Genomic DNA, 14,570 nt, shown 5'->3' with positions numbered 1-14,570 from the left:
AAGAAGTAAGAAATCCATCTAATTTTGATGGATTTTTTTAATTCTATTCTAAAACTCAAATATTTATGTAAATTGTAGAATCAATTATTCCTACAATGAAACAAATTTTACTCCTAACTATTTCTGTTCTGTCGCAACCTCTTTTTGCCCAAATGTTGGATGAAGAAAAAATACTAAAACAAATTTCCGATAAAGCATGTCAATGCATCGATTCTATTGCAGTTCAAAATCGAGAAAAAATAAAAGTAATCAACGATATCAGTGGTTGTATCGATGAACAAACAGATGGCTTGCAATTGATGTTAAAGTTAAATCAAACTTTGGCTCCACTCGAAACCTATCTTGACAAGGGTGAAGGAGAGCATGTGGTTGAATCGAAAGGTGATGTAGAAATTGCAATTGATTTCAATAAGAATTCACAAGAATACAGAGATTATTATTACAAAATTGAGCGCTATTTGATGCAAAATTGTGAATCCATGATTGAAAAAGTTGCTTCCAATGATATGCCTAATGAAAAATCGGTCTCAAAAAATCCCGAAGCCTTACGTTTTTATGAGTTGGGTGTTCTGGAATCCAAAGATCAGAATTTTGAAAAAGCGAATGAATATTACAGAGAAGCTCTTCGAATCGATCCGAATTTTGCCTTTGCTTGGGACAATATGGGCTTGAATTATCGCCGAATGAATCAATTTGACAAAGCAATTGAGGCGTATGAAAATTCCCTAAAATTAGATCCAGCCGGAAAAATGCCATTGCAGAATTCTGCTATTGTGTATGTTTATCAAAAGGATTTCAAGAAAGCGATTGAAGCCTACGAAAGACTTGGGAAAATATATCCGGGAGATCCTGAAGTTTACTATGGATTGGCACATATTTATACCGATCATTTAGATCAACCTGAATTGGCTTTGGACTATGCCTGTAAAGCTTACATAGGTTATTTGGACATCAAATCACCTTATCGTACAGATGCGGAACATATGATTTCGGTATTGTATTTTCAGATGGAAAAAAAGAATCAAATAGATCAATTCAAAGCCATTTTGAAAAAATACAATCTGAATTGGGCAGATTAAGGACTTACTTTAATCCCTTTGTCAGACAAACGTTTCTTGATGTAGCTTCTGTCTGCAGTTTGATTTCGTAAACTATCTTCGTAGGTATAGGTAGAAATTTTATTTTGTTTCAAATTGACAATTAAAATGGAAGGTTGGTTTTCATCGTTGTTTTCGAGCAAAGCAAAAATAGAATCTGTTACCCAAAAGGCATCTTCCACCCAATACGAAGGGCCATAGTAGGCAACTCGATTAATGGTTTTGTCGGCTAAATTGACCAAATTGATTTCAGAATCTGAGTTGTACATGGGAAATCCATCTTTTCCAACTTCCCAGTTGTAACTGTCAATATCCAAATACATGGTTTTTGAAGGATTGTAGATTAAAAAAGGTTCATAGGTTTTATCAAAATCAGCTTCGAAATTTCCTTTTACATTTCCAGGAATAATCTCCAATTTTTGAGGTTCTTGCAAATTGAACTTGGAAAGATTTAGTGGAGATTCTTTGGATTGATGATAGCTTAGCCAATTTTTCATCGCGGGTTGCGATTCAAATTCGGAAAAAATACCTTCATCTGTTTTCTCTTCCACCACAACCAATTCCGGAGCTTCTTCAATTTCGATACTTTCTACGGATTCATCTTTTTTGTCTTGACAAGAAAAGATCCAATAGAAACTTAGAATTCCTATAAATGGGATAATTTTTTTTAAGTTAATTTTCATAATACGTATGAACCTTTTTTTAGTTTTTAAATTTAGTATTTTCCTATATCTCCAATTTCTGGATTGATTTCTTTAGGATTTGGTCCCCATTTGTTAGTCCCTGGTTCGCTGTCAGTAAACAACCATACAAGCATGATGATAGGTCCGACTAAAGGAATCAAAACAATTAAGAAAAACCATCCACTTTTTCCAATATCATGCAATCTTCTCACAAGAACGCCTAGTGATGGTAGCAAAACAGCTAAAGAATACAATAAATACACGATATAAAATAACCAAAATATACCAGAAGGAGATCCGCCTCCCTGCATAGCCATCGCATCCATTCCTCCTGAGGCCAATAAAGGAATGTAAAGAACCAAAGAGATTATAAAATTACATAACGTAAAATACCAATATTCACTTCTTCTTGCTCTTCCTTGGAAGTTAACGTAGTTTTCAAATACAACTTTTTTGTACCATTCAATCATAATAATATAGTTTTAATTTTCTTAAAATTAGTAAATTATTCTTGAATAAAGTTTGGATTGGGTCCATATTTATTTTCGAATTCATCGGATTCTTGAATTATGAAAACAATTAGGACAATCAAACAAAATATAATGAACAATTGGATAGATGTAAATTTCCAAAAGTCGGGTCGATTGGTTCTTCCAGCAAATTGAAAAGCATTTGTGGTAAGTTGTTACCAATAGAATTGAAGTAGGTTCATTTTAAGCGCTAAGGTGCTTAAAATTAATTTATAGGATGTTCAATTGCAAATTCTAAGTCCAAATTCATTTGCTCAACCAATGCTTCCAAAGAATCAAATTTCATGTCCTCACGAATGAATTCCAAAACTTCCACTTCTAGAGTTTCTCCATAAACTTCTTGATCGAAATCCAAGATGAAAACTTCCACTCGTTTTTCATTGGAATTGGTTACCGTTGGACGAGTTCCAACGCTCAAAAGACCTTTGTGAATTTGATTTTCACGGATAACCTTGACGAAATAGACACCATTTTTAGGGACTAATTTGTAGGCGTCCAATTTTAAATTGGCAGTTGGGAAACCCAAAGTTCTTCCCAATTTGTCTCCATGTTCAACCTGACCTGAAAAACGATAATTTCGACCTAAACCTTTTTTAACCAAATCGAGGTTTGCCCCTTTTAGTGCATTTCGAATTTCAGTCGAACTCACCAAAAAATCACCCGATTTAATTTCATCGAGTCGTATAAGTTGAAATCCGAATTCTTTGGAAAGTTCTTGCAATTGTTCAAAATTTCCCGAACGATCCTTTCCAAATTGATGATCATGTCCAATGATGATGGTGTGAATCCCAATGTGATTGACCAATAATTCTTTGACAAATTCTTCTGAACTCAGACACGCAAATTCAGGAGTGAATTCATGAAGAATCAAATTTTCTAAACCAGATTTTTGAAGCAATGAAATTTTTTCTTCCAAAGTGGTCAATAGCTCTAAACCATCTACATCCTTTTTTAGTACAATTCTCGGATGAGGTTCAAACGTAAGCAAAGTGCTTTCGCCATGCATTTCCGCTGCAATTTCATTTAACTTTTGGATGATGGCTTGATGACCAATGTGAACGCCATCAAACATTCCTAACGTTAAAATAGGATTCTTTACCTCGCGGCAAGTGGAAATGTCGTGGAAAATTTTCATTGAATGCAAAGGTAAAGAGTTCTGAAAGGATTTGGAAATTAGATGTTATAAAAAAGCCCTCTAAAATGAGGGCTAAATCCTTATGCGGGAACTTTTCTTGGTTTTTCACGTTCCCATAAACGATGTTTTTTCATGGCAGCGATGAAATCATTGTGTAAATCATCTTTGGATTCAAAAATAACAGCAGCATCTTTTTCAATAAATGCTTTTTTGGCTAATTCCTCTGCGCCTTTTGCAAACGAAATGGCTTTACAATGTCGATAACCTTCATTTAAGAAATGGATATAATCTGGATTTTTGGCCAAATCTTTTACATGTTTTCCTTCTGGAGTGAAGAATGCATCGTAACAAACAGAGGCTTCGGTCAAATAAGAATGTTGAATTTCTGTAGTGGACCCATCGTCAAATGTCAGTTTTCCGACTTTGGAAGCAATCATTACAGCCGAAGCTCCTTCTTTTTCCAAAGCGGATTTCATTTTGTCGACTGAAGATTTACTCGCGCCTTCATCGATAAGAAAAGCCACTTTTCGGGTTTCAATTGTTCCTTCTCCATCTTTTACTTTCATACTCAACGCTTCGGATTTTTTAACTTCTTGTTTTTTGGGTTTGATTGGATAGTTGGGGTGGTTTTGTCGTGCGAACTTTAAAGTCAATTCATCCAATTCTTTTGGAGGAGTTAGACCTAAATTATCTCCGACTTTTTTCGCCAATTTCCCTTCGATTTGATTCAAAATCGCCAAAACTCGTTCTCTAATTTTTGCCTCTTTGACTTTTGATAATTCAAAACTCAAGGCATTGATGATGTGATCTTGCTCTTCTGGACTTTGCGAATTGAAAAACAATGTTGCCTGAGAAAAATGATCGGCAAATGAATCAGATCGTTCACGAACTTTTTCGGCTTTAATTTTTTCTTTGTGCGATTCAAATCCTTGTTCGCCTCTGAGCATCGCTTGGTATGGGCATCCATCCATTTTGCTATTTGGGAAATAACTAACGGCACCTTTCAAAATGTCCACCTTTCCAAATCCATCTTTCTGGTTGTTGTGTTTGCCGTTCAAAGGTCGGTTAATCGGTAATTCATGGAAATTAGGTCCACCTAAACGGTAGTTTTGGGTATCCATATAGGAGAATATTCTTCCTTGTAAAAGCGGATCATTGGAAAAATCGATTCCTGGAACAACTCGTCCTGGATCAAAAGCCGATTGTTCGTTTTCTGCAAAGAAATTTTCCGGATTTCGATTCAACGTCATGGTTCCGATGATTTTCAGTGGAATCAATTCTTCTGGAATTATTTTGGTTGGGTCGAGGATGTCAAAGGAGTATTTTAATTCATCTTCTTCTGGAATCAATTGAACACCCAAATCCCATTGCGGATAATTGCCCTCTTCAATCGCTTCCCATAAATCTTGTCTGTGAAAATCAGAATTGAATCCGGAAATTTTTTGGGCTTCATTCCAAGCTACGGAATGGGTTCCTAATTTTGGACGCCAATGAAATTTCACAAAGGTTCCTTTTCCGTCTTTGTTGACAAATTTGAAGGTATGAACACCGAAACCTTCCATCATGCGTAAACTTCTTGGGATCGCGCGGTCAGACATTACCCACATAATCATATGAGCCGATTCTGGCATTAAGGAAATAAAGTCCCAAAAGGTGTCATGAGCTGAAGCGGCTTGAGGCATTTCATTGTTGGGCTCAGGTTTTACGGCATGAACCAAATCGGGAAAGTTCATCGCATCTTGAATAAAGAAAACGGGAATATTATTTCCGACTAAATCATAATTTCCTTCCTCGGTATAAAATTTTACGGAAAAACCACGAACATCACGGGCCAAATCGGTAGATCCTTTGAATCCAGCGACTGTTGAAAAACGTGTAAAGACAGGCGTAACGGTTCCTTTTTTGAGGAATTTCGCAGAGGTGTATTCCGACACATCTGCGGTTGCTTCAAAAAATCCATGAGCAGCAGAACCTCTTGCGTGAACGACTCTTTCTGGAATTCGTTCCCGATCAAAATGCATGAGTTTGTCAAAATAAATGTGATCTTGTTGTAGGGATGGACCGCGATTTCCTGCTTTCAACGTATTGTTATTGTCGTGAATGGGAACGCCGTCGTTGGTAGTTAAAATTTTATTGGAATTGTCGATTAGATTTTTGTCAATGTTTGGGTTTTGACTTGATTTTTGTTTTTTCATGTCGTTCTTCATTAGGTTAAACTAGTTTGCATTAAAGATATTAGTTTTAGCTGATAATTGTCATGAAACGTTTCATTTTTAACTTAATTTAACATGGATGAATTTTTTCATGATTTTATGGAAAGAATTTGCCAAGCGAAAATTAAAATATTGGTGATGAAGAAATTGTTTCGAATCCTATACAGCATTCTGAATCAGATATTTTCAATTGAAATATTGGATAAGAATAAATACTGATAAAAATCTTATAATTGATGCTATTAGAATCAGTTGATTGCCTTATATTTGCGCAAAATTTAACAACACTTAATTTTTAAAATAATGGCAAACCATACAGGCAAAATTGCACAAATCATTGGACCGGTTATTGACGTTGTATTTGAAAACGCTGAAAATCTTCCGAACATTTATGATGCGTTAGAAATCCCAAGAGAAGGAAAAGAATCTTTGATTTTGGAGGTTGAACAACACATTGGAGAAGATACAGTTCGTTGTATTGCAATGGATTCTACTGACGGATTGAGCAGAGGTCAAGAAGTAAGAGAATTGGGAGCTCCAATCACAATGCCTATTGGAGATGCTATTAATGGTCGTACCTTCAACGTGGTAGGAGATGCTATCGACGGTTTAGGAAATATCGACAGAGCGGGAGGATTACCAATCCACCGTCCAGCACCGAAATTTGAAGATTTATCGACTTCATCAGAAGTTTTATACACTGGTATCAAAGTAATCGACTTGATCGAGCCTTATGCAAAAGGAGGTAAGATTGGATTGTTTGGAGGTGCGGGTGTTGGTAAAACCGTATTGATTCAGGAGTTGATTAACAATATTGCAAAAGGACACGGAGGTTTGTCAGTATTTGCTGGAGTGGGTGAAAGAACCCGTGAAGGAAATGACTTACTTCGTGAGATGTTGGAAGCAGGAATTATTAAATATGGTGATGAATTCATGCATTCAATGGAAGAAGGAGGATGGGATTTGTCAAAAGTTGACAAAGAAATCATGAAAGAATCGAAAGCTGCTTTCGTATTTGGACAGATGAATGAGCCTCCGGGAGCACGTGCTCGTGTTGCTTTGTCAGGATTGACATTGGCTGAGTACTACCGTGATGGTGATGGTTCAGGTCAAGGACGTGACGTATTATTCTTTATCGACAACATCTTCCGTTTTACACAAGCAGGTTCTGAGGTTTCGGCTTTGTTAGGACGTATGCCTTCAGCGGTAGGTTACCAACCAACTTTGGCAACTGAGATGGGTGCGATGCAAGAGCGTATTACTTCAACAAAAAGAGGGTCTATTACATCAGTTCAGGCGGTTTACGTACCTGCGGATGACTTAACTGACCCGGCACCAGCAACAACCTTTGCTCACTTAGATGCTACAACCGTATTGTCTCGTAAGATTGCTTCTTTGGGTATTTACCCAGCGGTAGATCCATTGGATTCTACTTCAAGAATCTTGACTCCTCAAATTTTAGGAGATGAGCATTATGATTGTGCGCAAAGAGTAAAAGAAATCTTACAACGTTACAAAGCATTACAAGATATCATCGCGATCTTAGGTATGGAGGAATTGTCAGAAGAAGATAAATTGGTTGTACACCGTGCAAGACGTGTTCAACGTTTCTTATCTCAACCGTTCCACGTAGCTGAGCAGTTTACAGGTAACCCTGGAGTTTTGGTTGATATCAAAGATACCATCAAAGGATTTAACATGATCTTAGACGGTGAAGTGGATCAATATCCAGAAGCAGCATTTAACTTGAAAGGTACAATCGAAGATGTGATTGAGCACGGAGAGAAAATGTTGGCGGAAGTTAACGCTTAATTCGTAGCAAGTAGTAAGTATTGAGTAGTAAGAATTCTTGATACTTGATACCTGAATCTTGATACCAAAAATTAAAGAAATGAAATTACACATTATAACACCACAACACGTAATTTTTGAAGGAGACGTTGACGCTGTTACCGTTCCTGGAAAAGATGGTGAATTTCAAATGTTGAATAACCACGCGCCAATTGTTTCTTCTTTGGATAAAGGAACAATCAAAATCAAAACGCATTCAAAGTCATTTGATGATTTTAAAAACGTTTCAGGTAAATTGGAGCAATCACCAGCCAACGAATTGGTTTATTTGTTAGAAGTAAACGGAGGAGTGGTTGAAATGAGCAACAATGTGGTAACCATTTTAGCGAATTAATACAATTCAATATCATAATAAATCCCGATAGGCAACTGTCGGGATTTTTTTGTTTGTAAACTTTTACAGCCCTGTTAGGGTTCCAAACCCTAACAGGGCTCTTCTTTTAATTTTTTTTCAGAATTTTTGGATGGGATTTTTTATGGATGAATTTAGAAATTGAAATGATATACATACCAATAGATAACCAATATAAATATTATTAACAATTCAGTTAAAATGGTATTTGTGGAATTTGCAATTCTTAAAAGTGTAAAATCAGTTTCTACTAAAAGGAGCTGAATTAAAAAGAGTACCACTATGAATTTACCGTAATCATAAATAAGATTTGTGTTGATTCCCATTAATATGAATCCTATGAATAATATAGGTGACAAGATTCGAAACGGTGTAATAGCTGGTAGTTTATTCATACTTCTATAAAACTACGAATAAAAACTGTTTGTTCTTGTGAAGCCCTGTTAGGGTTCCAAACCCTAACAGGGCTAGTTAATTATCACAAAAAAAACCTGCTAGTTTCCTAACAGGTTTTGATTTATTTAAATTCAACTTCGAATTAATATCTATAATATTCTGGTTTGAATGGACCTTCTACTTGAACGCCGATGTAATCAGCTTGTTCTTGCGTTAACGTTTCCAATTCAACTCCCAATTTCGCCAAATGCAAAGCTGCAACCTTTTCATCCAAATGTTTTGGTAAAGTATAAACTTTGTTTTCGTAAGCTGCAGAATTCGTCCATAATTCTATTTGAGCCAATGTTTGATTCGAGAATGAATTGGACATTACGAAAGATGGGTGACCCGTTGCACAACCTAAATTCACCAAACGACCTTCCGCCAAAATGATGATTTCATTTCCATTGATGTTATAAACGTCAACTTGAGGTTTTACTTCATATTTCGTTGAACCATAGTTTGCGTTTAACCAAGCCATATCGATTTCGTTATCGAAATGCCCAATGTTACAAACGATGGTTTTGTCTTTCATTTTTTCGAAATGAGAACCTTGAACGATGTTGAAGTTACCCGTAGTCGTGATAATGATATCAGCAGTTTCAATTACTGTATCCAATCTCTTCACTTCGTAACCTTCCATTGTAGCTTGTAACGCACAGATTGGATCGATTTCCGTTACAGTAACGATTGAACCAGCTCCACGGAAAGAAGCCGCTGTACCTTTTCCAACGTCTCCAAATCCACAAACTACCACACGTTTTCCAGCCAACATCACGTCGGTCGCACGACGAATCGCATCTACTGCCGACTCACGACATCCGTATTTATTGTCAAATTTCGATTTCGTTACGGAATCATTCACGTTGATTGCTGGCATAACCAACGTTCCGTTTTGCATTCTTTCGTACAAACGGTGAACTCCTGTTGTTGTTTCTTCTGAAAGACCTTTGATGTCTTTGGTTAATTCTGGATATTTATCGAAAACCATATTGGTCAAATCTCCACCATCGTCCAAAATCATGTTCAAGGGTTGTCTATCTTCACCGAAGAATAAGGTTTGTTCAATACACCAATCAAATTCTTCAGCATTCATACCTTTCCATGCATAAACTGGAATTCCAGCAGCAGCGATGGCAGCAGCAGCATGATCTTGCGTTGAGAAAATGTTACAAGAAGACCAAGTTACATCTGCTCCCAAAGCAACCAAAGTTTCGATCAAAACAGCTGTTTGGATGGTCATGTGCAAACATCCTGCGATTCTTGCTCCTTTCAATGGTTGAGATGGACCGTATTCTTCACGAATTGCCATCAATCCTGGCATTTCAGCTTCTGCTAATTTAATTTCTTTTCTTCCCCATTCTGCCAAAGAAATATCTTTCACTTTGTAAGGAATGTATTGAACTTGTGTATTCATAAATTTAATTTATCTAATTTTGATTTCCGTTTAAGTTATTTCGGATTGCAAATGTACGAACTAATTACCCAAAGTTAAAATGCCTCTTATCAATTCTTTACATAATGATAATTCTACTCGAATCATCTGTTGGAAAACAACAGAAACCGATGAAGAATTGTTGGATTTCTTGCAGTTAAGTCCGTATAGAATCATGAAATATCTGACAATGGGCCCCAAACAAGGAAAGGAATATTTGGGCTTGCGTGCTTGTTTGAAAGTCTTGAATTTGGATTTAGATGTGTTGTATGACGAGCGGGGAAAACCCTATTTACCTGCGAGCAAACAATTTTCCATTACGCATTCGTTTGATATGGTTTGTGTAGGATTGAGCGAATATTTCATTGGGATTGATATTGAAAAAGCACGTCCGCATAAAATTCTGAACATCAAAGAAAAGTTCATTCGAGAAGATGAAGCCAATTGGATTCCCAAAGAACGCGAAGAAGAATATTTGCATGTGATTTGGGGAATCAAGGAAGGTTTGTACAAACTAAATGGTGGGAATCTTTGGAATTTCTTGCATCATTATCGCGTAGAACCTTTCGAATTAAAAGAAAATGAACCCATCGTTTGTTGGATTTCAGATGAGGTAAAAAGCGAGAAATTTTTGGCCTATTATACCTTAATTGAAGATTACTATTTGGTTTGGGTAGTTGATTTTGAGTGATTTTCTTTAACTAGCCCTAACAGGGTTCCAAACCCTGTTAGGGCTACCATATCAATTTATTTTGTAAATTACTATTCTAAAATGGAATAGATGGGTAATAAAAAATATACAGATACCATTGAATTCGATGTTTATTACCATATTTTCAATAGAGGAATTAATGGTCAAGTAATTTTTAAGCAAAAGTCAAATTATTCCTATTTTTTAAATAAATTAGAATACTATCTATTTCCAATAGCAGAATTATATGCATATTGTTTGATACCCAATCATTTTCATTTATTAGTAAGAATGAAATCTGAAACTGAAATCGCTAAGCTTCAAAATTCCACAAGCAACATCCCAATTTCATTTCTTCAAAAACAATTTTCTAATTTTTTTAATTCTTATGCGCAATCATTTAATAAACAAGAAAATCGAACGGGTAAATTGTTTGATTTACCTTATAGGAGAAAGCGTATTAGTACACAACAACAATTAATTTCAACGGTAATTTATATTCATAGAAATCCTTTAAAACATAAGTTGATTGCAGACTTCACTAATTACCCATTTTCTTCTTACAAAAAAATTTGTAGTCAAAATCCAAAATTTGTAAAAGGGAAAGAAGTGATAAGTTGGTTTGATGATATTGAAAACTTCATCTTTACGCACAATCAGCCCTAACAGGGTTCCAAACCCTGTTAGGGCTTCAAAAGATTTTTCTATCTTTAGCAAAATTTAAAAGAATGGAATACAATAACAACCCTATCCTTGTAGCAAATGCTACGGAAGTTGAAAAGGCAGAATTCTACAAAAAGACCTATATGCACGTTGCATTGGGTGTACTTATTTTTATCATTTTAGAAACGATTTTATTGAGAATTGATCCTTTGGTCAATCTTATGTTGTCGCTTCAAGGCTATTCTTGGTTGATCCTTTTAGCAGGATTTATGGGCGTAACTTATGTTGCGCAAAATATGGCCAACAATACCTTTGATAAGTCAAAACAATACATGGGTTATTTCTTGTTCATTTTGGCTGAAGCCATCATCTTCATCCCCATTTTATATTTGGCGATGTATTATGGCGGTGGACCGAAAATGATCATGCAAGCCGGAATCATCACAGCAGGAATGTTTTTAGGACTAACCGCAGCAGTGATGATGACCAAAGTGAATTTTTCTATTTTGAAAACAGGATTAACCATTGGATTTTTTATTGCTTTAGGTTTAATTGCCGCAGGTGTAATTTTCGGATTTAACTTGGGATTATGGTTTTCTGTTGGGATGGTCGTACTTGCTTCGGGTAGTATTTTGTATTCAACACATCAAATCAAAAATGAATATTCTACGAACCAATATGTTCCAGCAGCTTTATCATTATTTGCATCTTTGATGTTGCTTTTCTGGTACATTTTGCAAATTTTTATGTCAAGAGATTAATTGATACATTGATTATATAAGCTCGGTTTCAACCGGGCTTTTTTATTGGACTTATGAGTGAATTTTTTTCCTATTTAATCGAACCCTACAAAAACTACGATACCTTTCAAATTGTCTTGGAAATCATTGCTGCGATTCTAGGAATTGCGAGTGTTTTCTTTTCGATGCGACGAAATATTTGGGTGTTTCCGACGGGAATTGTTTCCACCTTTTTGTATATCTATTTGTATTTCAATTGGGGTTTGTATGGGGAAAGTCTGATCAATATTTACTACACCATAATGAGCGTTTATGGATGGATTTTATGGTATAAAAACACCGAAGAAGATCATATTCATGTTCCGGTTTATTGGGCCTCCAAACTTGATTATTTGAAATCAGTCGGATTGTTTATTCTGACGTTTTGTTTCATTCTGACTATCTATTATTTCCGTCCCTTGATCAATGCTGGATTTGATTTTTCGCAAGAATACCAATTTGGACATCATTATACGACGGTTGATTATGTAGATGCTTCTTTAACGGGAATTTTCTTGATTGGAATGTGGATGATGGCGAAACAAAAAGTCGACAACTGGATTTTTTGGATTATCGGAGATTTGATTATGATTCCGCTATTGATGCACAAAGGCTATGCAATCTCCTCATTTCAATACTTAATTTTCACGATTTTGGCGGTGAAAGGTTTGTTGGAATGGAGGAAACAAGCAAGTTTGCAATCGCTGTCAAATTAGGGGTTTAAGTTTTCTTTTTTAGGTTTTAAATTGTATCTTTAAAAGACCTAAAAACAATTCTACCTATGACTTACCAGCAAAAATCCATCAAAAACTGGGCGGAGGACGATCGGCCGCGCGAAAAATTATTGCTCAAAGGACAACGTGTTTTGTCAGATTCGGAACTTCTCGCCATCATTATGGGAAGTGGCTCTCGCAACGAATCGGCAGTGGAATTGGCCAAACGAATTCTTTCTACGGTTAATCACAATTGGAACGAATTGGCCAAATTATCGGTCAAAGATTTATGCGAATTCAAAGGCATCGGTGAAGCCAAAGCCGTCAGCATTTTAACCGCTTTGGAAATCGGAAGACGTCGTGCCACTGAAGAATTTTTAGAAAAACCTAAGTTTACCAATAGCCGAGATGTATTCCGCTTGTTGCAAAGTTTAATTGGCGATTCTCCGGTGGAAGAATTTTGGGTGTTGTATTTGAACCAAGCCAATTTTGTGATTCACCAAGAACAAATCAGCAAAGGCGGAATTAATCAAACAACTGTTGACGTTCGGCTGATTATGAAAACCGCTTTGGAGAAAATGGCAACGGGAATTATCCTTGCGCACAACCATCCGTCTGGGAATCTACAACCCAGCCGATCGGACATCCAATTGACGCAAAAAATACAAGAAGCCGCCAAGTTGTTGGACATTCAAGTCATCGACCATTTGATTGTGACACAAAAAGCGTATTTTAGCTTTGCCGATGAGGGCAATCTCTGAGAATATGCAAAAAATCCTGATCTACACCGAAAAAATCACTCCACGCGTTCAATATATTTTTGATTTTGTGTTGAATGAATTTTCAGGACTTAATTTTGAATTGACGACAAATGTTCAATTTTTTGAAGGTTCCAATCAAGCCAAAATATCGTATGCAAAATCATCAATTTCAGACGAAATACATTGGGTTTCGGATGAATTGATGTTTCAGTCCGATGTGAATTCTTCGGTAAAAGAATCAGAATTGCATCCGATTGGGAAATGTTTTTATGCCTTGAGTCGATACGAAGAATATTTGCCTCAAAAGCGCGATCACCACGACCGATTTTCAGGCGTAGGTCGAGCCTATAAAAAACCTTTTGTCGATGAAATGATTTTAAAATTTCAAGAGGAAATCAAAACAAAATATCCGCAAATTGAATTCAAAAAACGAGAATTTGAACAAGTCTTGACCTGCGACGTGGACCAAGCTTGGCAATACAAACACAAAGGGTTCAAACGAACCTATGGTGCTTATTTGAAAGATTTAGCCAAAGGAAATTTTCAAGAATTCAACAAGCGAAAGGCCATCATTTCGGGGCAAGAAAAAGATCCTTATGATACCTTTGGTTTGTTTCAAAAAATCGTTCAAAAGAATCCCAAGGTTCGGATGATTTTCTTTTGGTTGATGGCCGATTATGATGAGTTTGACAAAAATAATCCAGTCAATAATCCTGCTTTTCAAGCGAAAATTCAGGAAATTTCCAGTTGGGCAGAATTTGGGATTCATCCGTCGTATTCCTCGAATTCCAATCTCAACAAACTCAAAATTGAAATCGAACGATTATCCAAAGTTTTGGGGAAACCGATTGAAAAATCGCGTCAGCATTATTTGAAATTAAAATTCCCAGAAACCTATCGAAACCTTTTAGCAAACGGAATCAAGGAAGATCATACAATGGCTTATGCCGACGAAACTGGTTTCAGAGCGGGAACTTGCACGCCTTTTTATTGGTTCGATTTGGAAGCCAATCAAACAACGGATTTGAAAGTGGTTCCCTTTTGCGCAATGGATGTTTCGATGCGTAATTATTTGAAATGGTCTAAAGAGGAATCCATTCAAGAATTGATTCGATTGAAAAAAGAAATTCAAAAAGTCAACGGACAAATGGTGGTTCTTTTTCATAATTCCAATTTCCATGGGCAATGGGAAGGTTGGGAAGAAGTGATGAATTCCGTTTTCACCGATTAGT

General features: G+C 36.2%; 14 protein-coding genes. 9 read left to right on the top strand and 5 right to left on the bottom strand.

Annotated elements, in window-relative coordinates; genetic code table 11:
* The first annotated feature begins 95 nt into the window (after window positions 1–95).
* Entirely contained in the window at window positions 96–1,079 is a 984-nt protein-coding gene (locus tag ABID46_RS04670; protein ID WP_354507570.1) for a tetratricopeptide repeat protein, read from the top strand.
* Here the strand turns inward: ABID46_RS04670 and ABID46_RS04665 are convergent.
* The 4 genes from ABID46_RS04665 to ABID46_RS04650 all read right to left on the bottom strand — a co-directional run bounded on the left by ABID46_RS04665 (window position 1,076) and on the right by ABID46_RS04650 (window position 5,640).
* Entirely contained in the window at window positions 1,076–1,780 is a 705-nt protein-coding gene (locus ABID46_RS04665; protein ID WP_354507568.1) for a hypothetical protein, read from the bottom strand. The genes ABID46_RS04670 and ABID46_RS04665 overlap by 4 nt on opposite strands.
* A 32-nt stretch (window positions 1,781–1,812) precedes the next feature.
* On the bottom strand, window positions 1,813–2,250 hold the full coding sequence (locus ABID46_RS04660) for a DUF805 domain-containing protein (RefSeq protein ID WP_354507566.1): 438 nt from the start codon (window positions 2,248–2,250) through the stop codon (window positions 1,813–1,815).
* A gap of 265 nt (window positions 2,251–2,515) precedes the next feature.
* The gene (locus ABID46_RS04655) at window positions 2,516–3,445 is read right to left on the bottom strand and encodes a bifunctional riboflavin kinase/FAD synthetase (protein ID WP_354507564.1); all 930 of its coding nucleotides are present in this window, start codon (window positions 3,443–3,445) and stop codon (window positions 2,516–2,518) included.
* Between the two features lie 80 nt (window positions 3,446–3,525).
* On the bottom strand, window positions 3,526–5,640 hold the full coding sequence (locus ABID46_RS04650) for a catalase (RefSeq protein ID WP_354507562.1): 2,115 nt from the start codon (window positions 5,638–5,640) through the stop codon (window positions 3,526–3,528).
* A 321-nt stretch (window positions 5,641–5,961) separates the two neighbouring features.
* Between ABID46_RS04650 and atpD the strand changes: the two genes are divergently transcribed.
* Together atpD and ABID46_RS04640 are read left to right on the top strand one after the other, a co-directional pair.
* Window positions 5,962–7,470, top strand: a complete 1,509-nt coding sequence (gene atpD / locus ABID46_RS04645) for a F0F1 ATP synthase subunit beta (protein WP_354507560.1) — start codon at window positions 5,962–5,964, stop codon at window positions 7,468–7,470.
* 79 nt (window positions 7,471–7,549) lie between these two features.
* Window positions 7,550–7,843: a F0F1 ATP synthase subunit delta/epsilon gene (locus tag ABID46_RS04640; RefSeq protein ID WP_354507558.1), complete on the top strand. Its 294-nt coding sequence runs from the start codon at window positions 7,550–7,552 to the stop codon at window positions 7,841–7,843.
* A gap of 556 nt (window positions 7,844–8,399) precedes the next feature.
* On the opposite strand, the gene ahcY is transcribed toward ABID46_RS04640, so the two are convergent.
* Complete coding sequence (gene ahcY, locus ABID46_RS04635; protein ID WP_354507556.1) at window positions 8,400–9,713, bottom strand: adenosylhomocysteinase; 1,314 nt, start codon at window positions 9,711–9,713, stop codon at window positions 8,400–8,402.
* 79 nt (window positions 9,714–9,792) lie between these two features.
* Between ahcY and ABID46_RS04630 the strand changes: the two genes are divergently transcribed.
* From ABID46_RS04630 to ABID46_RS04605, 6 genes are all read left to right on the top strand, one after another.
* Complete coding sequence (locus tag ABID46_RS04630; protein ID WP_354507554.1) at window positions 9,793–10,422, top strand: 4'-phosphopantetheinyl transferase family protein; 630 nt, start codon at window positions 9,793–9,795, stop codon at window positions 10,420–10,422.
* Between the two features lie 90 nt (window positions 10,423–10,512).
* Window positions 10,513–11,088 (top strand): hypothetical protein, encoded by a 576-nt coding sequence (locus ABID46_RS04625; RefSeq protein WP_354507552.1) that lies wholly within the window; start codon window positions 10,513–10,515, stop codon window positions 11,086–11,088.
* Window positions 11,089–11,150: 62 nt separating this feature from the next.
* Complete coding sequence (locus ABID46_RS04620; RefSeq protein WP_354507550.1) at window positions 11,151–11,846, top strand: Bax inhibitor-1/YccA family protein; 696 nt, start codon at window positions 11,151–11,153, stop codon at window positions 11,844–11,846.
* A gap of 53 nt (window positions 11,847–11,899) precedes the next feature.
* On the top strand, window positions 11,900–12,580 hold the full coding sequence (pnuC, locus tag ABID46_RS04615; protein ID WP_354507548.1) for a nicotinamide riboside transporter PnuC: 681 nt from the start codon (window positions 11,900–11,902) through the stop codon (window positions 12,578–12,580).
* A gap of 65 nt (window positions 12,581–12,645) precedes the next feature.
* Window positions 12,646–13,338 (top strand): RadC family protein, encoded by a 693-nt coding sequence (radC, locus tag ABID46_RS04610; RefSeq protein WP_354507546.1) that lies wholly within the window; start codon window positions 12,646–12,648, stop codon window positions 13,336–13,338.
* A gap of 4 nt (window positions 13,339–13,342) precedes the next feature.
* Window positions 13,343–14,569: a polysaccharide deacetylase family protein gene (locus tag ABID46_RS04605; protein WP_354507544.1), complete on the top strand. Its 1,227-nt coding sequence runs from the start codon at window positions 13,343–13,345 to the stop codon at window positions 14,567–14,569.
* Window position 14,570 lies beyond the last annotated feature (1 nt).

This window comes from Moheibacter stercoris, from assembly GCF_040545805.1.
GTDB lineage: Bacteria > Bacteroidota > Bacteroidia > Flavobacteriales > Weeksellaceae > Moheibacter > Moheibacter stercoris.
Note: the sequence above shows the minus strand (reverse complement) of the source record. Positions and strands in the feature narration are given on the sequence as shown.